The 25,411-nt window shown below is 71.7% G+C and carries 23 protein-coding genes and 1 riboswitch; of the genes, 12 read left to right on the forward strand and 11 right to left on the reverse strand.

Annotated features, from left to right (window positions below; genetic code table 11):
* Entirely contained in the window at positions 1–393 is a 393-nt protein-coding gene (locus tag ACWD68_RS04500; RefSeq protein WP_266755195.1) for a VOC family protein, read from the reverse strand.
* Positions 394–930: 537 nt separating this feature from the next.
* Here ACWD68_RS04500 and ACWD68_RS04505 point away from each other — a divergent pair.
* Positions 931–1,731 (forward strand): phosphatase PAP2 family protein, encoded by an 801-nt coding sequence (locus ACWD68_RS04505; protein WP_451804988.1) that lies wholly within the window; start codon positions 931–933, stop codon positions 1,729–1,731.
* A 256-nt stretch (positions 1,732–1,987) separates the two neighbouring features.
* Entirely contained in the window at positions 1,988–2,974 is a 987-nt protein-coding gene (gene sph / locus ACWD68_RS04510; protein ID WP_451804989.1) for a sphingomyelin phosphodiesterase, read from the forward strand.
* 47 nt (positions 2,975–3,021) lie between these two features.
* Here the strand turns inward: sph and ACWD68_RS04515 are convergent, their stop codons facing one another.
* On the reverse strand, positions 3,022–3,936 hold the full coding sequence (locus ACWD68_RS04515) for an aldo/keto reductase (protein ID WP_451804990.1): 915 nt from the start codon (positions 3,934–3,936) through the stop codon (positions 3,022–3,024).
* Between the two features lie 656 nt (positions 3,937–4,592).
* Positions 4,593–4,868, reverse strand: a complete 276-nt coding sequence (locus tag ACWD68_RS04520) for a hypothetical protein (RefSeq protein WP_451804991.1) — start codon at positions 4,866–4,868, stop codon at positions 4,593–4,595.
* A gap of 1,040 nt (positions 4,869–5,908) precedes the next feature.
* On the opposite strand from ACWD68_RS04520, the gene ACWD68_RS04525 reads away from it, so the two are divergent.
* Both ACWD68_RS04525 and ACWD68_RS04530 read left to right on the forward strand, forming a co-directional pair.
* Positions 5,909–6,310, forward strand: a complete 402-nt coding sequence (locus ACWD68_RS04525; protein WP_451805149.1) for a DUF5994 family protein — start codon at positions 5,909–5,911, stop codon at positions 6,308–6,310.
* Between the two features lie 128 nt (positions 6,311–6,438).
* Complete coding sequence (locus ACWD68_RS04530; protein WP_451804992.1) at positions 6,439–7,032, forward strand: GNAT family N-acetyltransferase; 594 nt, start codon at positions 6,439–6,441, stop codon at positions 7,030–7,032.
* 149 nt (positions 7,033–7,181) lie between these two features.
* Here the strand turns inward: ACWD68_RS04530 and ACWD68_RS04535 are convergent, their stop codons facing one another.
* From ACWD68_RS04535 to ACWD68_RS04545, 3 genes are all read right to left on the reverse strand, one after another.
* A complete protein-coding gene (locus tag ACWD68_RS04535) occupies positions 7,182–7,577 on the reverse strand; it encodes a DUF5994 family protein (RefSeq protein WP_451804993.1) in 396 nt (131 codons plus the stop codon).
* A gap of 770 nt (positions 7,578–8,347) precedes the next feature.
* A complete protein-coding gene (locus tag ACWD68_RS04540) occupies positions 8,348–9,715 on the reverse strand; it encodes a phospholipase (RefSeq protein WP_451804994.1) in 1,368 nt (455 codons plus the stop codon).
* 275 nt (positions 9,716–9,990) lie between these two features.
* A complete protein-coding gene (locus ACWD68_RS04545; protein ID WP_451804995.1) occupies positions 9,991–10,824 on the reverse strand; it encodes an alpha/beta fold hydrolase in 834 nt (277 codons plus the stop codon).
* A gap of 275 nt (positions 10,825–11,099) precedes the next feature.
* A riboswitch (TPP riboswitch) is annotated at positions 11,100–11,194 on the forward strand.
* Here ACWD68_RS04545 and ACWD68_RS04550 point away from each other — a divergent pair.
* The 3 genes from ACWD68_RS04550 to gndA all read left to right on the forward strand — a co-directional run bounded on the left by ACWD68_RS04550 (position 11,186) and on the right by gndA (position 15,355).
* Complete coding sequence (locus ACWD68_RS04550; RefSeq protein ID WP_451804996.1) at positions 11,186–12,586, forward strand: purine-cytosine permease family protein; 1,401 nt, start codon at positions 11,186–11,188, stop codon at positions 12,584–12,586. It overlaps the preceding riboswitch by 9 nt.
* 94 nt (positions 12,587–12,680) lie before the next feature.
* The gene (gene thiD / locus ACWD68_RS04555; protein WP_451804997.1) at positions 12,681–13,478 is read left to right on the forward strand and encodes a bifunctional hydroxymethylpyrimidine kinase/phosphomethylpyrimidine kinase; all 798 of its coding nucleotides are present in this window, start codon (positions 12,681–12,683) and stop codon (positions 13,476–13,478) included.
* A 434-nt stretch (positions 13,479–13,912) separates the two neighbouring features.
* On the forward strand, positions 13,913–15,355 hold the full coding sequence (gene gndA, locus ACWD68_RS04560; protein WP_451804998.1) for an NADP-dependent phosphogluconate dehydrogenase: 1,443 nt from the start codon (positions 13,913–13,915) through the stop codon (positions 15,353–15,355).
* Positions 15,356–15,785: 430 nt separating this feature from the next.
* Here the strand turns inward: gndA and ACWD68_RS04565 are convergent, their stop codons facing one another.
* The 3 genes from ACWD68_RS04565 to ACWD68_RS04575 form a co-directional block, all read right to left on the reverse strand.
* A complete protein-coding gene (locus ACWD68_RS04565; protein ID WP_451804999.1) occupies positions 15,786–16,229 on the reverse strand; it encodes a pyridoxamine 5'-phosphate oxidase family protein in 444 nt (147 codons plus the stop codon).
* A 192-nt stretch (positions 16,230–16,421) separates the two neighbouring features.
* Positions 16,422–17,405, reverse strand: a complete 984-nt coding sequence (locus ACWD68_RS04570) for a helix-turn-helix domain-containing protein (RefSeq protein WP_451805000.1) — start codon at positions 17,403–17,405, stop codon at positions 16,422–16,424.
* Positions 17,406–17,458: 53 nt separating this feature from the next.
* Positions 17,459–18,529 carry a zinc-dependent alcohol dehydrogenase family protein gene (locus ACWD68_RS04575; RefSeq protein ID WP_451805001.1) on the reverse strand — a complete coding sequence of 357 codons (1,071 nt, stop codon included), beginning with the start codon at positions 18,527–18,529 and terminating at the stop codon, positions 17,459–17,461.
* 169 nt (positions 18,530–18,698) lie between these two features.
* Between ACWD68_RS04575 and ACWD68_RS04580 the strand changes: the two genes are divergently transcribed.
* Together ACWD68_RS04580 and ACWD68_RS04585 are read left to right on the forward strand one after the other, a co-directional pair.
* The gene (locus ACWD68_RS04580) at positions 18,699–19,283 is read left to right on the forward strand and encodes an Rv1733c family protein (protein WP_451805002.1); all 585 of its coding nucleotides are present in this window, start codon (positions 18,699–18,701) and stop codon (positions 19,281–19,283) included.
* Between the two features lie 49 nt (positions 19,284–19,332).
* A complete protein-coding gene (locus ACWD68_RS04585; protein WP_451805150.1) occupies positions 19,333–19,998 on the forward strand; it encodes a DUF4389 domain-containing protein in 666 nt (221 codons plus the stop codon).
* Between the two features lie 10 nt (positions 19,999–20,008).
* Here the strand turns inward: ACWD68_RS04585 and ACWD68_RS04590 are convergent, their stop codons facing one another.
* Positions 20,009–20,980 (reverse strand): universal stress protein, encoded by a 972-nt coding sequence (locus ACWD68_RS04590; RefSeq protein ID WP_451805003.1) that lies wholly within the window; start codon positions 20,978–20,980, stop codon positions 20,009–20,011.
* 268 nt (positions 20,981–21,248) lie between these two features.
* On the opposite strand from ACWD68_RS04590, the gene ACWD68_RS04595 reads away from it, so the two are divergent.
* Entirely contained in the window at positions 21,249–21,713 is a 465-nt protein-coding gene (locus ACWD68_RS04595) for a Crp/Fnr family transcriptional regulator (protein WP_451805004.1), read from the forward strand.
* A 210-nt stretch (positions 21,714–21,923) separates the two neighbouring features.
* The gene (locus tag ACWD68_RS04600) at positions 21,924–22,628 is read left to right on the forward strand and encodes a response regulator (RefSeq protein ID WP_451805005.1); all 705 of its coding nucleotides are present in this window, start codon (positions 21,924–21,926) and stop codon (positions 22,626–22,628) included.
* Between the two features lie 236 nt (positions 22,629–22,864).
* Here the strand turns inward: ACWD68_RS04600 and ACWD68_RS04605 are convergent, their stop codons facing one another.
* A complete protein-coding gene (locus ACWD68_RS04605) occupies positions 22,865–24,607 on the reverse strand; it encodes a sensor histidine kinase (RefSeq protein ID WP_451805006.1) in 1,743 nt (580 codons plus the stop codon).
* Between the two features lie 260 nt (positions 24,608–24,867).
* Between ACWD68_RS04605 and ACWD68_RS04610 the strand changes: the two genes are divergently transcribed.
* On the forward strand, positions 24,868–25,323 hold the full coding sequence (locus ACWD68_RS04610) for a universal stress protein (RefSeq protein ID WP_451805007.1): 456 nt from the start codon (positions 24,868–24,870) through the stop codon (positions 25,321–25,323).
* Positions 25,324–25,411 lie beyond the last annotated feature (88 nt).

Genomic DNA, 25,411 nt, shown 5'->3' on the forward strand with positions numbered 1-25,411 from the left:
TCATTCGGCGGGCTGGAGCAGATCCCAGCGGTTGCCGTACAGATCCTGGAAGACGACGACCGAGCCGTACGGCTCGTGGCGGGGCTCCTCCAGGAAGGTCACGCCCGCGGCGCGCATCCGGGCGTGGTCGCGGGCGAAGTCGTCGGTGTGCAGGAAGAAGCCGACGCGTCCGCCGGTCTGGTCGCCGACCCGGCCGCGCTGCGCGTCGTTCTTGGCCCGGGCCAGCAGCAGTCCGGTCCCGCCGCCGTCCGTGCCCGGCTCGACGACGACCCAGCGGGAGCCGTCGGGCCTCGGGGTGTCCTCGACCAGGCGGAAACCGAGAGCTTCGGTGTAGTGGCGGATCGCCTCGTCGTAGTCGTCGACGACGAGGGTGACCAGGGCGATGCGTCTCATCGGACCTCTCCAGGGTTATACGTAACACGTAGCGTACGGCATCCCGTCAAGCGGCTCGGCGAGGATCTCCGCCGGGTGCAGGCGATCTCCGCCGGGTGCAGGCGATCTCCGCCGGGTGCAGGCGATCTCTGCCGGGCGGCACGGGCGGGATCCCGGTCCCCGCGACATGGGAATGTCGGCCGCGGCCCCCCCGTGCGACACCGGGGGGCCGTGGCCGCCGGGCGAAACGGGGGCGTGGCCGCCGGGCGACACGGGCGGGCGTGGGCGCCGAGCGACATGGGCGGGCGTGGGCGCCGGTCGACATGGGGGGACCACGGACGGCCGGGCGACAAGGGGCTGATCCTGGACCCGTGCGCGACGCGGGAGTGATCTCCCACCCCGATTCGTCTACAGTTGTGTAGACCGACCGCCGGATCGCGGTCGGCGCGGGCGAGGTCTCCTGACGCGTGCGCGCCCGCCACCGAAAGGGGCCACACCCATGTCCGCAGCCCCGGGCCTCGCGCCCGCGCGCGAGGCCGATGCCCCTCGGTCCCCGTCGTGAAGCGCGCTGACACCGGCCACGTCGCCCGTTCGACGGCGGTGGTGCGCCTGGTGGCGACGGGAAGCCTGGTCGCGTTCGTCCTGCTGACGCTGATCGTGACGGGCCACGAGGGCGCCCCCCTGTCCGTCGACACGGCCCTCACCTCCTGGTCCCTCGCGCACCGCCCGGACGTGGCGCTGGCCCTGGCCCGCGGCGTGACGTACACCGGCACGGGAGTCGTCCCGTACGCGCTGGTCGTCGTGGCGGGCCTCGCCCTCGGACGGACGGCGCGGCAGCGGGTCCGCACCGTCACGGCGTGCGTCTGCTGTCTGGCCGCCGCGCAGGCCGTCCGGTTCGCCGTGATGTCACTGGTCGCCCGCCCCCGTCCTCCCCTGGCGGACTGGGCCACCCACGCCTCGGGCTGGTCCTTCCCCTCCGGACACACCACGACCTCCGCCGTCACCGGCGGACTGCTCGTCCTCGCGGTGCTCGCCCGGGCCCCGCGGTGCGGGAGAACCCTCGTCCTGCTCAGCGCCGGGTGGGCCGTGCTGGTCGGCCTCTCCCGTGTCTACCTGGGCGTTCACTGGTTCTCCGACGTCCTGGGCGGCTGGCTGTTCGCGATCTGCTGGCTGAGCCTGTTCACGTACGTCGGCGCACGCTTCCTCCCCGGCGTCCGCTCCGCGGCATCGGCACCCCGTCTCCGCCCGGGCCCCACGACCGAAGAGCGCCGCGACGGACCCGGCGACCGTCGCGACCTCCCCCCTGACTCCGCATCGAGGAACGCGCGGGCACCTCGTCCACCCCGGCCCGCGGGGTGATCGACGGCAGCGCCGAGGCCGCCTGATCACGAAGACGACGACGGCGGAGCGGCCTCATGTCCTGCCGCTGGTTCGACTCCGGGTGCCGGGCCGGGGTCCACGTCGGCACGCGGCCTGCCCCGGAAGATCGCACCGGGTCCGCCTCCGGACGTACTTGTCGGCGACATCCTTTCCGTGCACGGGAGTTACCTGACAGTAATCGCGGGTGATTTGATGTGCCGCGCAACTCAACCCCCCTCACTCACAGGGAGACCCAGTGCCGCTCTCCTCACTGCGCCGTACGCAGGGCGCAGCCATGCTTGTTCTGTCTCTGACCGCAGCCGGGCTCGTCGGAGCCTCGCCGGCGTCGGCGGCCGAAGCGACAACGCCTTCGATGAGGGTGCTGACGTACAACGTCTTCCTCATGAGCAAGAACCTGTACCCGAACTGGGGACAGGACCACCGGGCCGCCGAGATACCGAAGACCTCGTTCTTCCGTGGGAACGACGTCGTCGTCCTGCAGGAAGCGTTCGACAACGCGGCGTCGGACGCCCTGAAGGGCGCGGCGGCGGCCGAGTACCCGTACCAGACCCCGGTCGTCGGGCGGAGCAAGAGCGGCTGGGACGCGACGGGCGGGGCGTACTCGTCGGCCACGCCGGAGGACGGCGGGGTGACCGTGCTGAGCAAGTGGCCGATCGTCCGCAAGGAGCAGTACGTGTACAAGGACGCGTGCGGCGCGGACTGGTGGTCCAACAAGGGCTTCGCCTATGTGGTGTTGAATGTGAACGGCACCAAGGTCCATGTGATCGGAACCCATGCGCAGTCCACCGACTCCGGCTGCGGCACCGGGGAGGCGGCGTCGATGCGCAGCCGCCAGTTCAAGGCCATCGACACGTTCCTGGACGCCAGGAACATCCCGGCGGACGAACAGATCCTGGTCGCCGGCGACCTCAACGTCGATTCGCGCAGCACGGAGTACGCCTCGATGCTCGCGGACGCGGACCTGGTGGGGGCGAACGCGCGGACCGGGCACCTGTACTCCTTCGACACGCAGGAGAACTCGATCGCCCTGGACCGCTACCCGACCGACCCCCGCGAGGATCTCGACTACGTCCTCCACCGGGCCGGTCACGCGCGCCCGGCGGTCTGGAAGAACGAGGTCGTCAAGGAGCAGTGCGCGCCGTGGACGGTGTCCAGCTGGGGCACCGACTACACGTACACGAATCTCTCGGACCACTACCCGCTGAGCGCGTCCGCGGGCTGAGCGCGAAGGGCCCCCGCCCTGCCCCGGCAGGGCGGGGGCCCTCGGTCTCATTCGACCCCGGTGTCCCGGGTGTGCAGGGCGTCGAGGCGGGCGACTTGCGCGTCCGTCAGGCGCAGGGCGCCGGCCGCGATGTTCTCGGCCAGGTGGTCCGGGTTGCCGGTGCCGGGGATGGCGAGCACGTGCGGGCCCTGCCGGAGGGTCCAGGCGAGGCGGATCTGGGCGGGCGTCGCGCCGTGCGCCTCGGCGACGGCGGTCACCTCGGCCTCGTCGCCGTCCCCAGGGCCCAGCGCGCCACCGTTGCCCGCGATGGCGAAGAACGGCACGAAGGCGATGCCGTGCTCGCCGCAGGCCCGCAGGACGGCGTCGCCTTCAAGGGACGGAAAGTCGAGACCGTACCGATTCTGCACGGACACCACCGGTGCGATGGCCCGGGCTTCGTCGAGATGCCGGGTCTCTACGTCGGAGATGCCGAGGTACCGGATCAGGCCCGCGTCACGCAGGTCGGCGAGCGCTCCGAAGTGTTCGGCGATCGAGTCCTGGCCCATGCGGCGGAGGTACACCAGGTCCAGGTGGTCGCGCCCGAGCTGGCGCAGGTTCTCCTCGACGTGGGAACGCAGTTGGTCGGGCCGGGCGGCGGCGCCCCACTCCCCCGCGTAGTCGCGGAAGGGCCCGACCTTCGTGGCGATGACGAGTTCATCGGCGTACGGCGCGAGCGCGCTGTTGATCAGCTCGTTCGCGGAACGCAGTGAGGAGAAGTAGAAGGCGGCGGTGTCGATGTGGTCGACGCCCAGCTCGACCGCGCGCCGCAGCACGGCGATCGAGCGTGCGCGGTCGCTCGGCGTCCCATGATGGAAGGCCGCGCTGCCCGTCAGCCGCATCGCGCCGAATCCGATGCGGTTGACGGTGAGTTCGCCGAGTTTCCAGGTGCCCGCCGCTGTCGCGGTGATCGTTTCTAAGGTCATCGCGGCAGTTTCGCATGCGGTCTCCGAACACGGTGATCGGCTGCTTGGCCCTGGAATGAAACCCGGATGCGTTCGCGTGTCCGGCCCGCGCGAGGGCGACCCGCGGCTCGTGCGAAGGCGGCCATCGGCGCGTGCGGGTGCGATGGGGCTCACCGGGCTCGGATCTCCGCGAGTGGAACGCCCCATGCCGTGCGGCGCAAGGGACATGCGTATGCCACCAAGCCTCGGCCTTCTGAGTCACGCGTCGGACGGCCGCCGCCGCTGGTGCGCGGCGGCGGCCGTGGTCGCGAGGACGCGAGGCCCCCCGGCCATCGTGTCCGCGCGCGCTGCCCTCCGCGGCGGCGGGGTTGCGGGAGCACCCCGAGTGGAAACGCCGGGAGGACGGAAGCTGGAGCCGCGATCTCCGGCGATGCGGCTCCGGCCGGCCTCGATTGCGACTCGGGGGCTGGGAGCCTGGGGAGGGGACTCGCGGTTCCGTCGATTCCGACACGGACGAAGTCCCGCCTGCCCTGTCGGGAGCCTAGAGCCGTTGCAGGGCGAGCGGAACAGGGCCTGACGTACGCTCCTCCCCTCGCTGCGGCTTCGGCACCTGGCACCCGGCAGCGGCAGTCGGCAGTCGGCGGGGACGGTGTCCACGCGCCCGGGCACCTCCTCGGTCACCCGCGGCGCTCGCGGTCCCGCCGGTCCTCGCGGTTCCGGCGCGCTCGGTGCTGACGGTTGTAGCGGCGGTCCCAGCGGTCATGACGCTCCCGGCGGTCCCGGTATTCCTGGTAGTCACCGAAGTCCGGCCGGCCGACGCGGCCCGAACCCCCGCCACGGCGGCCGTGACGGGTGGCTCCGAAGACCAGAACAGCTGCGGCGACCCACCAGATGGGGTTGAGGAAACCGAAGCCGAACAAGACCACGATCAGAACGACAAGCAGAACGAACACAGTGGGCCTCCCCGGGAGCTGAACACAGCATCGAAACCGGGGACCGGGGCGTCACACACACCATAGTCCTGCCCGAGGACAACCGACAGCGCGCGGGACAGGCGTCCACAGCCGACACCTTCACCGAGGTCACCGCTTTCACCCCAGCAAGCCCAGGCCCGCCTCCAGCCCCGGAACTCCCCTATGCCGATGTCGTGTTGCCAGGGGAGGACGCCGGGCGTTCACTGACAGCCCACGGCGTAGGGCCATGCCACTCCGGATCGTTCGGTCGAGTATTCCCCTTCCCGCTCCGCCCTGCCCCCGCGGAACCACGACTTCCCGCGATCCGGAGGTCCGGCGATGTCACGCGAGCGCTGAAGCCGTCCGGCTCCCTCCGAGCCGCGAACCAGACCGCCAAGAGGTCCGCCCGGACGATGCCCGAGCCGCGCTGACCGCAGTATCGTTGGTTTTGGGTTGGTTCACTCTCACGTGCAACCGCCCGGAAGGGCGGCTCCGGCGTGTTTGCGCCGGAGCCGTTGGACTCGCGGCTCGCGAGGGTGCCCCGGTCCGGTCCGAGCCGACCCTTGGAACCCACGCCAGGTCGACCGTCTGTCGGCCGGTTCAGGACCGAGCAGGACCCGTACGAACTGCTGCTGCTCTCCCGCACCGGTGGCCGTCGGGACCTGTTGGTGATCCCACCCGAGACCGAGGCCGTCCCGGCCGGTGTTCGGAACCGGTGTCCCGACAGGGGCCGTCCGACCTGCCGCGGGAGTAACGTGGAGGCATCGAGAGTACTTCGCACACCGGCCGCCATGCCGATGTCGTTCTCGGCGAGTGACGACACCGGGCCGCCATCCCGAGCAGCGGCCGGAAGACGGGTACGCGCGATGTCCGCGACCACCGACCAACCTCCACTGCGGATCGTGCCCTTCAGGGCTCCGACCGCTCGTCTCGCGCTGAAGACCGTCAGCACCTCCCGAGGACCTCTCGACGGAGCCTAGTGGCCCCGCTCCCGGGATCTGACGGACGAACTCTCCACTCTGGCCGACGTACTGGACCCCCTGTCCGGACGGATCACCCGGATCGCCGTCAACCCGACGTACTGGCCGGCCATCCCGGACACCGTGCCCGTCAACGGTCATATGGTGAAGGTCGGCTGGTTCACCACGGAGCTGGACCCCCACAAGATCCTGCTGCTCTCCCACACCACCGGCACCTGGAACCTTCTGGTGGTACCCCCGGAGACCAGCGCCCCGGCAGCCGGCCGCCTGATGACCGCCGCGAGCGACAGCTCCGGCCCTCCGACGACCGCAAGCGCGCTCATGGCCGCGGAACACGCCCTCCACGGCGGTTCCATGGCTGACCGGCACCACGATTCCGAGGAACCCTGGGAGTACGGGGATGACACCTCCTCGGACCGGGCAGCCATCTCCCGGCGGAGCCGCCTGGTCACGGTGAAGTGAGCCCCGAGGTCACCGCCGTGGCCTTCCGCAACTCCGGGGCCGGACGCCGTGTTTACCCCGTCGACTCCTGCTGGCACCATGCCGAGTCCGGGGATCTACGTCCCGCGGCCCCGGGGGGAGAGGCTCAGATGTCAGAGGTGTACTTGCGCAGGCTGTCCCGATGGCAGGCCGAGCAGCAGCGGGACGCCGTCGCGGACGTCCACGTCGCGGCCTACCATGGGGCCGCCGGCGCCGAATACCGCGACCGCCAAAGCTTTCTGAGCCGCTTCGAGCAGCATGTGCAATGCCCGGCCTTCGACATGGTGGTCGCTGACATGGGCGGCCTGGTCGGCTGCGCCTACGGGTTCCGGATCGCCCGTACCGGAGACTGGTGGTCGAGCCTTCGAGGAGAGCTGCCCACGGACATCGAGGAACTCACCGCCTCGGGCCGGACGTTTCAGCTGGCCGAGTTGATGGTGCTGCCGGCCCACCGCCGTGGTGGCATCGCAACACGCCTGGGTGAGTGGCTGCTGGCCCGCCTCGACACCGATCTGGTCGTCGCGGCCGTGGACCGGTCCGGCGACGACGGCCGCGAGAACGCGGCGGCGGGGACCTTGCACGCCTGGGGCTGGTCGAAGCTCGGCGCATTCGAGTCCCATGTCCCTTCGGACTCCGGATCCGATGCCGGTTCCGGCGGGGCGAGAGCCACCCGAGAGGTGTGGATCCGCAGGCCGCCGCCGTGATCCCGCGCCGTCCCGGGAAGTGAGGCGTCGCTCAGCGGCGCAGTTGACGGATGGTGCCGCCCACGCCGTCCCGCAAGCAGAGAAGCTCCCGCATGGGCCTGCCACGGACGAGCCGCCCGTGTGGCGCGGGCGGCCGGAACCGTCGCCCGTCATCGGGCGCCGACCGCCGCGGCGACCATGAGCGGCTCGGCGTCCGCCGCGTCGACCTCCGGCGGCACGACCAGCAGGCCCCTGAGGCCCGAGCCCTGGCCGAGCAGGCAGATGGTGTGCCGGCCGTGCGACCCGGCCGACCTGCGCAGCCGAACGACATGGTTGGCCACGAGCATGCGTCCGGGCGACATCGGCCACATCTCGGTGTTGACCGTCACGGCGGTGATCTGTCCCCACAGGCGGGGCAACGCGCCGATCAGAAGCGGGAGTTCGACGAGGAGATCGCGCGAACGGGGCCACCATGCCCCGTCGATGCGCCGCGGCAGGGCACTGTGCGGCGCCAGCCGCACGCGGGCGAGGGGCGGGAACGGCAGGGGTTCGAGGACGGCGGCCATGGAAGCTCCTGTCTGGGGGCACGCCTTCGGCGTGCCGATGGCTCGCGCGCCGTGACCCGGCGGTGAGCGGGACGGCTCGGTCGAGCCGGGCGACGGGCAGGGCTCCTTGAACTCGGTGGCCTGGGTGCGAACCGTGCGGCCGGGCACTCGGGCTGCCTTGGTGTGCGGGTGTGCGGGCCCTCAGTCGATGGCCCCGCTCCCATGGTCACGGTGCTCGTCATGGACGAGGCACCGGCGGAAGGCGCTGGCGGCACCACGCTCCGCCTCGAAATGGGCGTCGGCGGTTCGGTCCCTGCGTCGTCGGCCCGCATACCCCGACTGGACCGGCTCGACTTCGGACGCCGTACAGCCGAGCAGAGGGCGAACGCGGTCGGCCGTCATAGGGCGAAACCTGCCCCGGGCCATGAGCCACCCGGCGTCGTCCTGCGCCGGGGACGAGACCGGCCCGATCACCGGCGTACGACGTGCCCTCGGTTCCCCCACCGTACTCCGCCCGCCGGGAAACGGGACTTCGGAGACCGCACGTCTTGCGGAACCACTGCACCCGCCCCTTCCCTTGCCGCTTTCGCAGGTCACCCCGCTTCCGGTGTCCGTGGAGGGGCCTGGCCAGAGGCACGATTCCGGGTCGGTCGGCCCGGCAGCCATGGAACGGGCCGTCTGGGAGCCACCCGCTCCCGGACGGCCCTGACACCACTGACCTTGCTCGGGGCCCCGCGTGGACCAGTCCCCCGCGGCTGAGGCCGACGCAGGGCTCGCGGGTCTCAGCCGGGTTACGGATAGGTGTATGTGTTCAGAGTGCTCACGGCAGCGGTGGGGTCGCCCAGGTCGTAGCGGTCGACAGCGAGGAAGTTGGGCTTCTTGCGTGCGGCCGGCTGGCAGAAGCGGCGGGCTCGGTCGGCGAGTTTGGTGTTGTCGGTGGCGGCGGTTCCGGAGATGGCGGCGTCGCGGAAGTGGTTCATGACGAAGAGGGGGCGGAAGCCCGGCTCGGTGCGGGTGAGCGGGACGTTCGTGCCCGCGTCGTACCAGCGGCTGTAGCAGGACCAGTCGGAGGAGCCGAGACCCGAGCCCATGGACCAGTAGTTCTCGACGGTCCATTCCCGCTGGTACATGACACCGAAGCTGTCCCGGGTGAGTCCGGCGGGCTCGTCGGAGGAACGGCTGTGGTCGGTGAAGATCAGCAGGCGCCGGCCTGCGGCGGTCAGTTCGGCGAGCTTCGGCCAGCCGTGCTCGCGCACACCGGTCAGGTCGGGGCGGTAGAGAACGTCGGACAGGCCGTTCACGCGGGCGAGTTCGGCGCGCAGGACGCCCGGATCGACGTAGTCCTCCAGGAACACGGTGACGAACTGGTCGGGGTGGTGCTTGAGGAAGTCGACCATGCGCTGGAGGTCGACCCACAGCGCGACCGGCCTGCTGACGAGGGTGCAGCTGTTGTGGCAGAGGATCGCGCCGTCCGGGGTCTGGTGCAGGTCGAGCATGAACCCGCGTACGCCGTCGGCGAGTTGCTGGTTGATGCCGCGCGTCTGATTGGGCACCAGATTGACGAAGGGCGGCGCGAATCCGCCGTCCACTCCGTTGGCGTAGGCGTTGTGGGTGGTGAGGAACGTGACCTGGTCCAGGGTGCGTTGGTCCTGGGACGGCATGGGTCGGGTCTCGGGCGCGACGGGGGTCAGATACCAGGTGGCGAGGCCACCCCGCGCACCGATCGCCAGCTGGGCGGGGTAGTTGGAGCCGGAGGGTTTGGCGCCGACCGTCAGATAGCGGTCCGTTCCGGGTGCCTTGAGCGTGTACTGGTCGGCGCCGCTCGGGGTCACCTCCCAGGCGGCGTCGGCGCTCGAACAGGCGACGGTCCGGGCCTGGTCGCCCGCGCGGCCCAGACAACTGCCCGCGCTGTCCGCGCTTTCGAGAACGGTCGCGGAACCGGCAGCGCGCAGGGTCCACCGCTGGTGGTCCTCGTTGCCCTTGGGGTTGTGCTGGACGACCGCGCCGGCACTGTCGGCGGCGTTCAGTCCCGTGGTCGCGCTCTGGACGAAATAGGCGCCCGCTGCCGGGACTTCGGCGGCGTCGGCGGGCGCGGGGACGGCGAGGACGGTGCTCAGTACGGCGGTGGCGGCGAGCAGGGAGCGTGGGCTCGGTCTCATGGCACGTGATCCCTTCCTGTGGGGAGCATGAGCATGCCATGTGACGGTGAGCGTCAACGGTACGGATCGCGTCAAGAGTCGGTCTCGCTGCCAGCCCAGAAGCTCCGCGGGCAGCCCTGCCCGAAGCACCGGCGCGGCGAGAGGGTGCGGCGAACGGGTGCGGAGGAAGACACCGGAGATCAGGCCCAACGCGGTTGCTGTGCACCGGCGTTCGCCCTCCGGGCCACATCAGGCAGTGCCTCCGGGCGACGTCGGGCAGTGCCCGTGGGGCGATGTCAGGTGGTTCCGGAGGGGGTGCCGGGGTGCGCGATCCGCGCTGCGAAGGCGGCGATGTCCGCGACTACGCGTTCGGGCTGTTCCCAGTGGACGACATGGCCGGTGCCCTCATAGGCGAGGAAATCGGCGCCGTGCACGGCGTTCAGGATGGTCTGCTGGTCTTCGCGGGACAGGTACTCGTCCTGATCGCCCCAGATGACGAGGGTGGGCACCAGGATGCCCGCGAGGGTCGCGCCCAGATCGGCGTCGAGGAGACCGCCCACCGTCTCCTCCCAGACGTACGCGGGGAGTTTGAGGCTCTCCTCGACCATGGTCTCTATGAACCCCCGGGCGATCGGGCGGGCCGCCGTCCCGGCCAAGAAGTCCTCGACGAACGCGCGGGGCACGGGATCCGCGAGACCTTCCAGTGACTCCCGCACCCCGGCTGCCGCCGGCTTGTCCGCGAGGGTCCCGGGGACGCCGAGCAGAACCAGACCGGCGATGCGGTCGGGGTGGCTGCCGGCGACGATCCGGGCCGGTACGCCACCGCTGGACGCCCCGACCAGAAGGGCTCGCGGGATGTCGGCCGCGTCGAGGAAGGCCACCAGGTCTGCGGCGAAATCGTCGGGAGTGTAGCCCTCGGGAGGCCGGTCCGCATCGCCGTGTCCGCGCTGCGTGGGGGCATAGCCGTGCAGGGACGCCGGAAGGCGCCTCAGGAGAGGCTCGAAGGACCACCAGGAGTCGGCCAGACCGTGCACGAAGACGACCGGTGTGCCACTGGGGTAACCGGCTTCGGCGTACGGGAGGGTGAGCCCTTCCCGCACCTGCGCGGACTTCAGGGAGATCACGGTCACGGCACCCTGCCTCCTTCCGCCCGGCCACCGGGTCCGGGAACCCGGGAGCGGAGAGCGAGCGGCGATCACTTCCGACAGTACCGAGGGGCGGCACGCGCCGCGCTGCGGGGAAGCCCGGCCGGGCCACCCGGATGAAACGGACGTGTTCGGTCGGGTGCTGCGCCAGGTGGGTGGCACGAAGGGCCGTGGGGGTGCCGCCCCTGCGGGGACCCCGTGTCCCGGGGCGGGCGCCTCCGCCGTACACAGGAGCGAGGGATGGGGTTAGTGTGTCCGTCGTACCGGACACGGGGTGCCCCCTCCAGGGGCTGAGATCACACCCGTCGAACCTGAACCAGTTCGTACTGGCGGAGGGATGTCTTCCATGCCATTGGCGCATGTTTCCGACGGGCTGCCCGTCGACAGCCGACCCGCCGTCTTCGACGGACGGATGCCTGCCGCACCCGGCGACCTGCGGGTGGAGGGGCACGGCATCGAGCCGGTCCCCGAGAACAACCGGTACGGCGGGGCCGGGCGCCTGTTCACCGTGTGGTTCGCCCCGAACCTGACGATGACGGGCGTGTTCACCGGCACCATCGGCATCGCGCTCGGCCTGGACTTCGGTACCGGCCTCGCGGCGGTCGTCCTCGGTACCGTGCTCGGCGCGCTGCCGACCGCCTACCTCAGCACCTGGGGTGGCCTCACCGGCACCGGCCAACTCCCCCTCGCACGGCTCGCGTTCGGCCGGGCGGTGGTGCTGCCCGGGATGCTCCAGTGGCTGTCCTCGGTCGCCTGGGACGCGCTGATCGGCCTGTTCGGCGGGGACGCGCTCGCGCGGCTGTGCGGTTGGCCGTTCTGGCTCGGCGTGCTGGTCATGATGGTTGCCCAAGGGGCCCTCGGAGTCCTCGGTTACGAAGCGATCCACCGTCTCCAGATCGTCATGACGTTCGTGCTCGCCGTCGCCTTCGCGGTGATCGCCTGGCGGATGCTGGACGGTGTCCACCCCACCGCGACCGGTGCCGCGACCGGTGCCGACCGCTCGGGCGCGTTCGTGCTCACCAGCACCATCGCGCTCAGCCTCTCGCTGTCCTGGGCGCCGTACGCCAGTGACTTCAGCCGCTATCTGCCGCGCGCCACCTCCCGCCCGCGGATGTTCTGGTGCACCCTGCTCGGCCTCGTCGTGTCCTTCGTCGCCGTTCAGGTCCTCGGGCTGTGGGGCGCGTCCGTGCTGACCGACCAGACGGCCGCGGGCGTGGACGAGTTGCTGGGCGGCGGGACGGCGGGCGCGTTCGGGCTGCTGGCCGTGGCGCTGGCGGCGGTGTGCAGCAACGCGATGAACGACTACAGCGGTTCGCTGGCCCTGCAGACCCTGGGCGTGCGGATACCGCGTCCGGTGGCCGCCGCGCTGGCCGCCGGGCTCGGCTTCCCCCTGGTGCTGTGGATGCACGCCGCCGACACCACGGCCCGCTTCCAGAACGTGCTGCTGTTCGTGGGTTATTGGATCCCCGGATTCGTCGCGATCGTTGTCGTCGACTGGATCGCCCGGGGGCGGGAGCGCGGCGGCGCCCCGGTGGATCTCGCCGTCGAGACCGTCCTCCCGCGTTCCGGACGGGCGTCGCTGGTGGCTTTCGTCGGGGCGTTCGGCGCGGCCGTGCCGTTCATGGACACGGGCCTGTACGTCGGTCCGGTGGCCGACACGCTGCACGGCGCCGACCTCTCCTACTACGTGGCGTTCCTCGTCGCCCTCGCCCTCTACGCCCCGCTGCGGCTGCGCCGCCGCGCCTAGGCCCGTCCGACGGGCCTGTCCGACGCGCCCGTTCGTCGCTTCGCCGGCCGGAAGGGACTCGCGCCCGACGCCGTATCCGAGAGGAACACCCCGCATGACCACGCCGCCCCGCGTCCTGACCATCGCCGGATCCGACTCCGGCGGAGGCGCCGGAATCCAGGCCGACCTGAAGACGATGCTGGCGCTGGGGGCCCATGGGATGAGCGTGCTCACCGCGGTGACAGCGCAGAACTCCGTTGGTGTGCAGGGTGCTTGGGAACTGTCCGAGGACGCGGTGCGCGCCCAGTACCGCAGTGTCGTCGACGACATCGGCGTGCAGGCCGTGAAGACCGGGATGCTCTCGTCGCCCGGCCTGGTCACCACGGTCGCCGCGCTGCTGTCCGACGTGGCCGCCCCGGTCGTCGTGGACCCGGTGAGCGTCTCCAAGCACGGGGACCGGCTTCTGGCCGACGACGCGCTGGACGCCGTACGGACCCGGTTGCTGCCGCGGGCGACGGTGGCCACCCCGAATCTCGACGAGGTCGCCCAACTCACCGGGGTGAAGGTGAAGGACGAGGAGGACATGCGCAGGGCCGCCGACCGGATGCTCGCCTACGGTCCCCGCTGGGTGCTGGTGAAGGGCGGCCATCTGCCGGGACAGGCCGTCGATCTGCTCACCGACGGAACGGCGGAGCACTGGCTGCGCGCGCCGCGCCACGACAACCGGCACACGCACGGTACGGGGTGCACGCTCGCCTCGGCCGTAGCGGTGGGCCTGGCCGAGGGACTGCCGGTGCCGGAGGCCGTTCGGCGGGCCAAGGAGTACGTGACCGCCGCCATCGAGGCCGGGTTCGCGCTCGGCGCCGGCATCGGGCCGGTGGACCACGGGTGGCGCCTGCGCCGGAACATCTGAGTCCGGCCACTCTCCCGACGGCACGGAGGATCCGGGTCCGGCCGCATTCCGACGGCACGGAACCCTTGGGTCCCGCCGCACTCCCGGCGGCGCGCAACATACGACTCCGACCGCCTTCCCGACGGCACGGAACCTCTGGGTCCCGCCGCCTTCCGGCGAGCTCAACGGCCGGGGCGGTCCGCTGCCCTGAGGTCCGGAGCGGCATGGTCCGGGCACCGCCCGAGGACCGGAGAGCCGGGTCCGGGCGTCACCCCGGAAACCGGAGCGGTCGGGTCCGGGCACCGTCCGGACACCCGGGCGCGCGATCTGCCGCACCACCTGCCTCAAACGGTGAACACCCCGCCCCCTGCCGTGCGTACTGATCGGCACAGCGACAGTCGTCTGCTCGCCCGTCAGGTACGCGGGTGGGCAGATCCGGATCCAAGGAGCACACCATGAAGGCGACCGCGCAGATCGGCGTCACAGGGCTCGCGGTGATGGGCCGCAACCTTGCCCGCAACTTTGCCCGGAACGGCTACACCGTCGCCGTCCACAACCGCACCCCCGCACGCACCAAGGCCCTGGTAGAGGAGTTCGGGCACGAGGGCGCCTTCGTGGCGGCCGAGTCGGCCGAGGACTTCGTGGCGGCGCTGGAGCGCCCCCGCCGCCTGATGATCATGGTGCAGGCGGGTGCGGCCACCGACGCCGTCATCGAGGAGTTCGCGCCGCTGCTGGAGACCGGCGACATGATCATCGACGGCGGCAACGCCCACTTCACCGACACCCGGCGTCGTGAACAGTCCCTGCGCGAGCGCGGCATCCACTTCGTCGGCGCGGGGGTGTCCGGCGGTGAGGAGGGCGCCCTGCACGGACCGAGCATCATGCCCGGCGGCTCCCCGGAGTCGTACGCATCGCTCGGCCCGATGTTCGAGTCGATCAGCGCCAAGGTGGACGGCGAGCCGTGCGCCACGCACATCGGCACGGACGGCGCCGGGCACTTCGTCAAGATGGTGCACAACGGCATCGAGTACGCCGACATGCAGCTGATCGGTGAGGCCTACGACCTGCTCCGCCGCGTCGGCGGCTACACGCCGGCACAGATCGCGGAGATCTTCCGGCGCTGGAACAAGGGCCGCCTCGACTCGTACCTGATCGAGATCACCGCCGAGGTCCTCGCGCACAAGGACGCCGCCACCGGGGAGCCGTTCGTGGACGTCGTGGTCGACGCCGCCGGGCAGAAGGGCACCGGCCGCTGGACCGTGCAGACCGCCCTCGATCTCGGCTCCCCGGTCACCGCCATCGCCCAGGCGACCTTCGCCCGCGCCGCCTCCAGCCAGGCCGGACTGCGCGCCGCCTACCAAGGCCTTCCGGGCGGCACCCACTGGGACCTGTCGGGAACGGAGGCGGAGCGGTTCACCAGCCAGGTCGAACACGCCCTGTACGCATCGAAGTTGATCGCCTACGACCAGGGCTGGAAGATGATCCTGGACGCCGCCGCCGAGTACGGCTGGGACATCGACCTCGGCGAGGTGGCGAAGATCTGGCGCGGCGGCTGCATCATCCGCGCCGCGTTCCTCGACCGTATCCGCGCCGCGTACGCCGTCGATCCGGGCCTGGTCAGCCTGCTCTCGGACGCGGGGTTCGCGACCGAGATCAAGGACGCCCAGGTTCCGTGGCGCGAGGTCATCTCCACGGCCACCCGCCGAGGCGTCCCGGTGCCCGCGTTCTCCGCGGCCCTGTCGTACTACGACACCCTGCGCGCCGACCGCCTGCCCGCCGCACTCACCCAGGGCCAGCGCGACTTCTTCGGCGCCCACACCTACCGGCGCACCGACCGTCAGGGCAGCTTCCACACGCTGTGGGGCGAGGCCGCCCGTGGGGAGACCGAGGTCCTGTGACCTCCGCCCGGCGATGAGCCGGTGCGGTGTGGGGCCGGACATCCGCGGCGACGGATGTCCGGCCCACACCGCGCAAACGGCGATACGGAGATAGAGAGTTGGGGAGTTACGCGGTCCCCCTCCGAGCCTGTCCGACAGTGCCCCCAGGCTACGGAAATGCTGGAAAAGCACCAGGCCAGAGCCCCTTCGCCGAAGGCGCTCAGGGTCAGATGCCGACCTGCGCGGAGGCAGTCGGCCCAGGGTGCCGGAACCGTGGCGACAGTGCGACGGGGGGCCCGCCGAGACCGCGCACAAGCGCGTAGCCGACAGTCCTGAGGCCTCCGGTTCCGGTGCCGGGCACCCGTCCGGAAAGCGCGTCCGCCCGTACGGTTACGGCACGAGATCCGCCAGCACGGCGGGGGCATCCTGCCTGGACCGCGGCCGATCGGTGTCAGGAGGGGGGCAGGTCGACCCCGTACAGCGTGCGGCCGCCGACGAGCTCCCGGCCGGTGACCAGTTCGGACGCGATGCGGATGAAGACGTCGCTGGGCGAGGTCACCCACGATCGGGGTCCTGTCCGGGTCAGGTGAGCATGCTCGGCGGGATCGTTCACGACCAGGGCGTGGCCCGTCACCACGACGCTCCAGCCGGAGTGCGCCACCGCGTCCACGGCGTCGGCCTCGAACGCCACCACCACACCGTCGATGGCGCGGGCCAGTTCCGAGTCGGCCGACGTCCGCAGCACTACGGACGACTCGGCGTCGAGACTGAAGTTGACGGGCAGGACCGCGGGCAGGGCGTTGCGCGTGTGGACGACCCTGCCGATGGGCGCCCCGCCGAGCCGGTCCAGGCATTCCTGCCTGCCGAGTTCACGAAATCCGTCGTGGGGATTCATCACCGGAGCCAACTCTCATGCGAGAAAGCGACACAGAGACAGAGCGACATATGGTTCATCCTGCGCAGGAGGGTGGAGCGGCACCAGGGCCCATCGGTCCCCGGCGGGCGGAGAGTGGCCGCTTCCCGGCGCCGGCGCGTACGGCGTTCCGATCCCTCACCGCGATCCACCGGGCCCGCATCGCGGTCCGGATCACCGCACGGCGATCCGGCGACCGGTGATCCTGTCCTGGTCGACGCGTACCCACAAGTCGCGGCCTTCGCCGCCGGCCCAGGGGCCGCTGTAGGCGAGGGCGTCGAGCCGGCGCACGACGTCGGGATCGGTCACGGCTCGGGCGCGGCCCTGGACGAGCACGCTCCAGCCCTGGCTGAGGGCCTCGTCGACGTGATCGGCCTCGAAGGCGACTCGGGATCCGACCGCCGTGGCGGGCGCCGAACCGGGCGCCGTCCTGAAGGTGACCACCCCGTCGATGAGGCTGTAGTTGACGGGAAGGACGACGAGTCCGTCCGGGGTGTCGGTGGCGATCCTTCCGACGCCGTGCGTCGAAAGCCGTGCCCGGCATTCGTCAGGGCCGAGTTCGACGAGTTCGGCGTGGTCGGCGGCCTGCCCGAGGCCCGGCGGGAGGTCGGCCCCGCCGCCGTGCAGGGCGGCGACACTGGTGTCCAGGGCGTCGGCGAGCCGGATCAGGACGCTCGTCCCGGGCATCGCGGTGGACTGCTCCTCCAGGTAGCGGAGATAGCCGGCTGCCGTGCCCGCGCGGGCGGCCGTGGCCTCCAGGGTCATGCCGAGTTCCTCGCGTCGGGCGGCGATACGCCGCCCCACGTCGCCCGGTGCGGTCGCGGCCGAAGCCGCCAGGGGGACGGGCCGCGGCACCTCCTCGACGCACGGTCTCACCTCGGCACCCGGATCCGCGTCGCCGCCCGGTGCGGCGTCGGTGCCCGGTGCCGCCTCGGCATCTGGTCCCGCGTCGCCGACGGGTGCCATGTCGGCACCCGGTTGTATGCCGCCGCCCGCTGCCATCCCGGCTCCCGGTCCCGCCTCGGTGCCCAGCCGCCTCGCGTCGACTCCCGGCCTCGTGCCCGACGGACCCCCGGGCGTGTCCTCGTCCCTCGGTGTCCCGCCGGTCATGGCCCATCCCGGTTGTTCGGACATGACCCGTCGTGTCTGTTCGGACATGACCCTTCGCTTCCTTCCGTCACAGCGTCCAGGCGATCGGGGCGGCCTGACGATCAGGGCGTCCTGACCGTCAGGACGTCGTGCTGCGGCTCGCCGAGGACCACCTTCAGCGCACCCGTGTCGGCGGCCCGCGCGAAGACGTCGTACGCCTCCTCCATGCGCTCCAGCGGGAATGTGTGGGTGACGAGGGAGGCCGCCGGGAGCCGGCCCGCGGCCATCATGCGCAGCAGAGTGGGGGTGGAGTACGTGTCGACCAGGCCGGTGGTGATCGTCAGGTTCTTGATCCACAGTCTTTCGAGGTGCAGGGTCGCGGGCCTGCCGTGCACGCCGACGTTGGCGACGTGTCCGCCGGGCCGGACCATGCGCGTGCACGCCTCGAAGCTCTCCGGGACACCCACCGCCTCGACGACGACATCGGCCCCGAGCCCGCCGGTGAGGTCGGAGACCAGCTGCTCGGCCTCCTCGCCGGCCATCGCGACCGCGTCGGCACCGAGACGCTTGGCGGCGTCGAGGCGGGCGGAGGCGAGATCGACGGCGATGATCCTCTCCGGCGAGTAGAGGCTCGCCGTCGCGATCGCGGCGAGTCCGACGGGCCCCGCTCCGACGACGGCGACGGTGTCTCCGGGGCTCACCCGCCCGTTGAGCACGCCGACCTCGTACGCGGTGGGGAAGATGTCGGCCAGCAGGACCGCGTCCTTGCTGTCCACCGCCCCGGGCAGGAGATACGTGGACAGGTCGGCGTGCGGTACACGGACGTACTCGGCCTGCGTGCCGTTGATCAGATGGCCGAGGATCCAGCCACCGCCGCCGCGGCACTGGCCGTAGGCGCCCTCCCGGCAGAAGCGGCAGCGGCCGCACGCCGTGATGCAGGAGACCAGGACACGATCGCCCGGCCGGACCGTCCGCACGTCGCCACCCACCTCGACGATCTCACCGACGGCCTCGTGGCCGAGGACCGTGCCGGGGGCGACCTCCGGGACGTCGCCCTTGAGGATGTGCAGGTCGGTCCCGCAGATGGTGACGGCGTCCACACGCACGATGGCGTCGGTGGGGTCCTGGATGCCGGGATCGGCCACGTCCTCCCACGCGGACCTTCCCGGACCGTGGAACACGAGTGCCTTCATGACGGCCCCTTCAGCTCGTGACATGACCTGGCATATACAGCCTGACCGGGGCAGATGTCCCGCGCATGGGCCGACCGGTCCCCACCGCGGGACCGGGCGGCCCCTGCCACCGCTCGCGCGCGCCGCGATCCCCTTGCACTGTTGGGGTGTAACGAGGAGGTGCGGTGCCATGCGCGGAGCACAGGGTGCGAGGCAGTGGTGCTGGCGCTGGCGGAGGAATCCGCTGCGTCGCCGTGACGACGTCTTCGAGGCGTGGATCGTGCTGATCGTCTGGATGGTCATGGTGCTGGGCGGCACCTTGGCCGGACTGGTGACGGCCCATGCGGCCGACGCGTCCTTCACCCGGCTGCGCCACGACCGCCACGCCATCCCGGCCGTCCTGGTCGAGAGTTCGGGTGCGGCGGTACCCGCCGGAGAGGGCGCGGTCTACGACCAGGTCCGGGCGAAGGTCCGATGGACCGCGCCGGACGGTTCCTCCCGTACCGGCCGCGCCCTGGTGGAATCCGGGCACAAGGCCGGAGCGCACGTCGTGATCTGGATGGACGCGAAGGGCCTGCTCGCCGCGGCGCCGCCGAGCGCGGGCGCGGCGACGGCCGAGGCGAGCCTGCTGGGCATCGGGGCCGCGGTGTCTCTCGGCGGCCTGGTCTTCGGGGCGGGGAGCTTCGCACGGTGGCGGCTCGACCAGCGCCGCTACGACCGGTGGGAGCGCGAGTGGGAGCGGCTCGGACCGCAGTGGGGGCACAAGACGCCGTGACTCGGCGCGCCTGCGCGCGCGGAAGGAGCAGATCGCCGTGACGACTCCGATGAGCCCAGCCGACCGCCCCGTGAGGGTGAGCGCCCGCCTCGACACGCCACTGTCCCGCTGGCTGTGGCTGGTGAAGTGGGTCCTCGCCATTCCGCACTACGTGGTGCTGTTCTTCCTCTGGATCGCCTTCAGTGTGGTGAGCGTGATCGCGTTCTTCGCCATCCTGTTCACCGAGCGCTACCCCCGCGCGCTCTTCGACTTCAACGTCGGTGTGCTGCGGTGGAGTTGGCGGGTCGCCTACTACTCGTACGGCGCGCTCGGCACCGACAGGTATCCACCGTTCAGCCTCGGTGAGGAACCGGACTATCCGGCGCGGCTCGACATCGCCTACCCGGAACGGCTCTCCCGTGGCCTGGTGCTGGTGAAGTGGTGGCTCCTGGCCATTCCGCAGTACATCATCGTCGGCTTCTTCCTCGGCGGCTCCCACCTCGTCTGGTGGGACGGCGGCCTGGTCGGCCTGCTGACCATCTTCGCCGCCGTCGCCCTGGCGTTCACCGAGAAGTACCCGAAGGACCTGTACGACCTGATCATGGGCCTCAACCGGTGGGTGCTGCGCGTGACCGCCTACGCCGCCCTCATGACCGACGTCTATCCACCGTTCCGCCTGGACATGGGCGGCTCGGAGGAGAACCCGGTGGAAGTCGGAACGCAGCAGGGCCGGTGATCGTCAGGTGCTACGCGCGAAGGGCCCCGGGGGTCGAATAGCCCCGGGGCCCTCGGCCGTCGGTCGGCGACGCGCGGTCACGGGGCGTGGCCGGAGCGGTCAGTCGTGCGGGATCACCGCGACCGGTGCGGTGGAGTGGTGCAGTAGCTTGGGTCACCGGTCCGATGTGGGTGCCGACCGGGGTCTGCCGGTTGCGGCGCCCGACCACGACCAGCGCCGCGTTCCGCGAGGCGTCCACGAGGTGCGGAGCCGCGCCGCCGATCACGGCCTGCTCGCGCACCTCGACGCCGGGGAACTTCTCGCGCCAGGGGCCCAGGACCTCGGTCAGCCGCTGCTGCGCCTGGGCGATCAGCTGCGCGTTGACCGCCGCGTCGGTGGCTCCGCTGTAGCCGTAGTAGGGCGGCAGACTCCAACCGTGGACGACGCGCAGGGCGGCGGCTCCGCGGGCGGCGGCTCGGAAGGCGAACCCGAGCACGGAGGCGTCCGGGTGCTCCAGGTCGAGGCCGAGAACGACATCCTCCCTCCCGGGCGCTTCCTCGGGCAGCGCTCCGGCTCGTACGAGGACGACAGGCGTCCAGGTCCGGGCCACCACCGATTGCGCGACGGAACCCGTCAGGAAACCGGCGACCCCGCTCAGGCCCCTGGACCCGAGAACCAGCAGCTCGGCGTCCTCGGCGGCGGCCAGCAGAGCGGTGACGGGCTGCTCGGCGACGCGCTCCGCGGCGACGGACAGGCCCGGGTGGCCCGCGATGAGCTTCGCCGCTGTCTCGTGCGGCAGGCGTTCGGCCCACGCGCGCTGCGGGTCCTCCGCCGGCGGCGGAACCGCGACACCGGCCGACGGGCCGTACACGTAGGGGTGCCACAGCCAAGCGTGCACGAGACGCAGACGCGTGTCCGTGAGCCGGGCTTCGCGCGCCGCCCACTCGGCTGCCGCGAGGCTCTCGGGCGAGCCGTCAAGACCGACGACGATGGTGCGGGACATGTGAGGACCTCCTTGAGGGATGCGTGACCAGTCTTGTGCTCGCACGGCTGCGGGAGGAGGGGCCGCTGGTCCTCGACGGGGGCCAACCGGCCCATGTGGCAACGGACTTCACGCCGGACCTCGCACCCTGCCGGGACGGTTTCCCCAGGCCGACCGGCCCCGGCCACGGCCATGCGGCCCGCAGTCGGGGCCGGGTGGCCCATGGCGACGGGCGGGGCGCGGGAAGAGATTGGGGGTGGAAGGGTCGCGCACCAGGAAGAGGCAGATCATGAACACTTCCACCACGTCCACCATGCTGCGGGCGCTGCCCGTCGAGCACCGGGAACGGCTGCTGCGGCTCGCCCGCGAGGTGTCGTTCCCCGAGAGCACCCGGCTGTTCGAGGAAGGCCGCCACGCCGACCGGTTCTGGATCATCCGGACCGGCACGGTGGCCCTCGACCTGCGGGTGCCGGGTCGCCGCGCGGCCGTCATCGAGATCCTCGGCCACAACGAACTCGTCGGCTGGTCCTGGCTGTTCGCCCCGCACACCTGGCATCTGGGCGCCGAGGCGACGAGCCCGGTGCGCGCCTACGAATTCGATGCCGATGTGGTCCGGGCGACGTGCAAGGCCGATCCGGTGCTGGGGATGGCCGTGACCCAGTGGGCGGGCGAGATCGTCGCCCACCGGCTCCAGTCGGCCCGGACCCGGTTGCTCGACCTGTACGCCCCCTACGGCAGCGGCGACGCGCGCTGACCGCGGTCGTCGCGCTGACCCGCATCACCGGAACCGACCGAGGAGCCGGCGTGCTCTGCAGTCCGCACATCCGGACGGACCGCCCGGCGGAGTGAGGTGGCCGGAAGGCTCGGATTGGGCCGGTCGGCCCTAGTGCGTTCGGGCCCGGCGCGTGATGATCGTCGTGAGCGGGCTCACGGTCCGTGGTCCATCACTGAACAAGGGGTCGTCATGGCCGAGGCGCGTACGTTCTCCGAGGAGAAGCCGATCCGGGTCTTCTTGCTGGACGACCACGAGGTGGTACGCCGTGGTCTGACGGACCTGCTGGACGCCGAACCGGACATCTCGGTGGTCGGCGACGCGGGCAGTGTCGAGCACGCCCTGGTGCGCGGCCCGGCACTGCGCCCGGACGTGGCGGTCCTCGACGTACGTCTGCCGGACGGCGACGGCATCAGCGTCTGCCGGGAGCTGCGCAGCCAGATGCCCGAGCTGTCCTGCCTGATGCTGACCTCGTTCGACGACGAGGAAGCCCTGCTCGACGCGATCATGGCCGGCGCGGCAGGCTATGTGCTGAAGCAGATCAAGGGGTCCGACCTGGTCTCGGCGGTCCGCACGGTCGCGTCCGGCCAGTCCATGCTCGACCCGACCACGACCACCCGGCTGATGCGCAAGCTGCGCACCGACCCGGCCGAGGAGCCGGCCCTGTCGCCCGAACTCGCCAGTCTCTCGCCGCGCGAGCGGGACATCCTCGCGCTGATCGGGGACGGACTCACCAACCGCGAGATCGGCAAGAAGCTCTATCTGTCCGAGAAGACGGTGAAGAACCACATCTCCCGGCTGCTGGCCAAGCTCGGCGTGCAGCGCCGTGTCCAGGCCGCGGTGCTGGCCAACCAGTTCGAACATCCCGAAGCGGCCGACCACCACCACACGCGCTGAGTTCTGGAGCGGCCGACCATCACGCCACGCGCCGACTCCCCGAAACGGCCGAGCATCGCGCCACGCGCCAACTCCCCGAAACGGCCGAGCATCGCGCCACGCGCCAACTCCCCGAAACGGCCGAGCACCGTCCCCCACGCCGACTCCCCGAAACGGCCGAGCACCGTCCCCCACGCCGACTCCCCGAAACCGCCGAGCACCGTCCCCCACGCACCGTGCCCCGGATCGGCGGGCGCTCAGCCGGGCGCGGAAGCGCCGTCCGGAGCGACCGGTACCCGCCACACGAGCCGTGTGCCGCCACCCTCCTCACGCTCGCCGAGCGTCAGGGTCCCGGCGAGGGCGGCGGCCCTCTCCTCCATGTTCTTCAGCCCGCTGCGCGGCCCATCGGCCGCCACACCGCAGCCGTCGTCCGCGACCGTGAGCGTCAGTTCGCCCGCGGCCAGCCGGAGCCGGACGTCGACGGCGCGGGCGCCGGAGTGCCGGGCCACATTGCTCAGGGCCTCCCCGAGCACCGCCGCCGCGTGGTCCGCGACGCCGCCGGGAACGTCGGTGTCGACGAGGCCCTCGATCCGCAGCGCGGGAGCGAACCCGAGGGAGAGCGTCGCCACCTTCACCGCCTCGGCCACCCTGCGGCGCAGCCCGCTGCCCTCCGGGGCGGCGCCGTGGGTGCGCAGCCCGAAGATGGTGGAGCGGATGATCTTGATGGTGTCGTCGAGGTCGTCCACGGTCCGCGCCAGACGCTCCCGGCCCTCGGGGTGCTCCATGAAGCGCAGCGTGCTCTGCAGCGTCATCCCGGCGGCGAAGAGCCGCTGGATGGCCAGATCGTGCAGATCGCGCGCGATCCGGTCCCGGTCCTGGAACAACGCGATCTGTTCGGCGTCGCGTCGCCGCTCGCCGAGCTCCAGTGCCAGCGCGGCCTGGTCGGCGAACGCGAGCAGCGGCCCGGTGGCCGCCTCGTCGAAGGGTGTCCCGCCCGGCACGCGCCCCAGCAGGAGTACCCCGCGCGCCTTGCCGCCGGCGCCCAGGGGCACGGCCGCCACGGGACCGAGGCCCGCCCACTGCGGGCCACCGCCCGCCGCGCGCTCGTCGTGCGCGATGTCGTCGCTGACGACCGGTTCGGCGGCGGTCAGCGCGGCCGCGACGATTCCGTCCCGGGGGGACAGCACCAGTCCGCCGAGCCGCTCAGCGCCCAGACCGACGGCGAGCGCGGGGCGCAGTGCCTCCTCGCCCGGCGGGCGTTCCGCGATCATCCCCATGTCGGCGGAGAGAATCGTCCGGGCCTCTTCGACGATCAGCTCCAGCACCTCCGTGCTCGGCGCGCCGGTCAGCAGGATGCTCGTGACCTTCCCGCCGGCCCGCTGCCACAGCTCGCGGAGCCTGGTCTCCTCGTACAGGCGCGCGTTCTCGATGGCCACGCCCGCCGCCACGGCGAGCGTGGACAGGACGGCCTCGTCCTCGGCGTCGAACTCCTTGCCGCCGCGCTTCTCGGTCAGGTACAGGTTCCCGAACACCTCGTCGCGGACCCGGATCGGTACGCCGAGGAAGGAGTGCATCGGCGGGTGGTCGGGCGGGAAGCCGTACGAGGCCGGGTGGTCCGAGAGCTCCGGCAGCCGCAGCGGTTCCGGGTGCCGGATCAGTTCGCCGAGGATGCCGTGGCCGCTGGGCAACGCCCCGATCCGCTCGCGGTGCTCGTCGTCGATGCCGACGGTCAGGAATTCCGAGAGCCTGCGGTCACTGCCGATCACGCCCAGCGCGCCGTACTCGGCGTCCACCAGTACCGTGGCGGCCTCGACGATGCTCCGCAGCACCTGCTGCAGGTCCAGCTCCCGGCCGACCGACAGCACCGCCTCCAGCAGACCGTGCAGACGGTCCCGGGTCCCGCGGACCGCGTCGATGCGCACCTGAAGCTCGCCCAGCAGCTCGTCGAGTCGCAGGTTCGGCAGGTGCTGCTCCGAGCGTTCGCGCCCGTCCGCGCTCATCGCATCCTCCGGCCGGCACAGCAGAACAGGTCACCCCGGCCCCTGTCATCACCGTACCGTCCGAGGATCGGTCGGCATCTCCACGCGCGCGGGGTTCGGAGTCCGGGGCCGACCGGGTGCGCCGCATGGGCCTGTCGGCCCCGCTCCCAGCCCTCGCCGGATCCGTCCGACCCCTGTGCGCGGCGGGTGGAGCGGGTGGACGGTGAGGGCGTACTTCCCGCACGAAGGTGTTGCTCGCGGACGATGAAGGGTGCACCGCCATGGCGCAGCCGATCGCTGTCGATCACGACCCCGGGCACGAGAGACTCCGGCCGGTGGTGCTCGGCATCGATGCCCGCCGTCCCCGCGACGCCGTCACCGGCTTCGCCTTCGATGCCGCGCTGCGGCGCGGCGCGCCGCTGCACGCCGTCCATGCCTGGCACCTTCCCGCTCCCTCGGGACCCTCGCTGCCGGTCGCGCCGCCCGAGGCGGACCGGGGCGCCTGGGAGGACGAGGAGGTCCAGCTGCTGGCGGACGCCCTGCGGCCGTGGCGCGAGAAGTATCCACGAGTACGTGTCTACGAGGACGTCCGGCTCCAGAGCCCGGCGACCGCTCTCGTCCATTCCTCGGATGCGGCCGGGCTTGTCGTCGTGGGCCGCGGTGGCGCGGCGCTCGGGCCCACGCTCAAGGCCGTACTGAGCCATGCCAGGTGCCCGGTGACGGTGGTCCCGTACTGACGCGGGCGTGCGGTGAGCATCGCCCTGTCACCGGCCAAGCTGCCACCTGCTGTCACTGGTCAACGGTCGCGGGGTCAACGGTCGCGGG

The organism is Streptomyces sp. NPDC005141 (genome assembly GCF_053599975.1).

What these genes read in the sequence shown, in the direction of transcription:
- ACWD68_RS04500 (WP_266755195.1), bottom strand. Translation starts at nt 393, where the DNA reads ATGAGACGCATCGCCCTGGTCACCCTCGTCGTCGACGACTACGACGAG.
- ACWD68_RS04515 (WP_451804990.1), bottom strand. Translation starts at nt 3,936, where the DNA reads ATGACCTTAGAAACGATCACCGCGACAGCGGCGGGCACCTGGAAACTC.
- ACWD68_RS04530 (WP_451804992.1), top strand. Translation starts at nt 6,439, where the DNA reads ATGTCAGAGGTGTACTTGCGCAGGCTGTCCCGATGGCAGGCCGAGCAG.
- ACWD68_RS04535 (WP_451804993.1), bottom strand. Translation starts at nt 7,577, where the DNA reads ATGGCCGCCGTCCTCGAACCCCTGCCGTTCCCGCCCCTCGCCCGCGTG.
- ACWD68_RS04540 (WP_451804994.1), bottom strand. Translation starts at nt 9,715, where the DNA reads ATGAGACCGAGCCCACGCTCCCTGCTCGCCGCCACCGCCGTACTGAGC.
- ACWD68_RS04550 (WP_451804996.1), top strand. Translation starts at nt 11,186, where the DNA reads ATGCCATTGGCGCATGTTTCCGACGGGCTGCCCGTCGACAGCCGACCC.
- thiD (WP_451804997.1), top strand. Translation starts at nt 12,681, where the DNA reads ATGACCACGCCGCCCCGCGTCCTGACCATCGCCGGATCCGACTCCGGC.
- gndA (WP_451804998.1), top strand. Translation starts at nt 13,913, where the DNA reads ATGAAGGCGACCGCGCAGATCGGCGTCACAGGGCTCGCGGTGATGGGC.
- ACWD68_RS04565 (WP_451804999.1), bottom strand. Translation starts at nt 16,229, where the DNA reads ATGAATCCCCACGACGGATTTCGTGAACTCGGCAGGCAGGAATGCCTG.
- ACWD68_RS04570 (WP_451805000.1), bottom strand. Translation starts at nt 17,405, where the DNA reads ATGTCCGAACAGACACGACGGGTCATGTCCGAACAACCGGGATGGGCC.
- ACWD68_RS04575 (WP_451805001.1), bottom strand. Translation starts at nt 18,529, where the DNA reads ATGAAGGCACTCGTGTTCCACGGTCCGGGAAGGTCCGCGTGGGAGGAC.
- ACWD68_RS04580 (WP_451805002.1), top strand. Translation starts at nt 18,699, where the DNA reads ATGCGCGGAGCACAGGGTGCGAGGCAGTGGTGCTGGCGCTGGCGGAGG.
- ACWD68_RS04585 (WP_451805150.1), top strand. Translation starts at nt 19,333, where the DNA reads ATGAGCCCAGCCGACCGCCCCGTGAGGGTGAGCGCCCGCCTCGACACG.
- ACWD68_RS04590 (WP_451805003.1), bottom strand. Translation starts at nt 20,980, where the DNA reads ATGTCCCGCACCATCGTCGTCGGTCTTGACGGCTCGCCCGAGAGCCTC.
- ACWD68_RS04595 (WP_451805004.1), top strand. Translation starts at nt 21,249, where the DNA reads ATGAACACTTCCACCACGTCCACCATGCTGCGGGCGCTGCCCGTCGAG.
- ACWD68_RS04600 (WP_451805005.1), top strand. Translation starts at nt 21,924, where the DNA reads ATGGCCGAGGCGCGTACGTTCTCCGAGGAGAAGCCGATCCGGGTCTTC.
- ACWD68_RS04605 (WP_451805006.1), bottom strand. Translation starts at nt 24,607, where the DNA reads ATGAGCGCGGACGGGCGCGAACGCTCGGAGCAGCACCTGCCGAACCTG.
- ACWD68_RS04610 (WP_451805007.1), top strand. Translation starts at nt 24,868, where the DNA reads ATGGCGCAGCCGATCGCTGTCGATCACGACCCCGGGCACGAGAGACTC.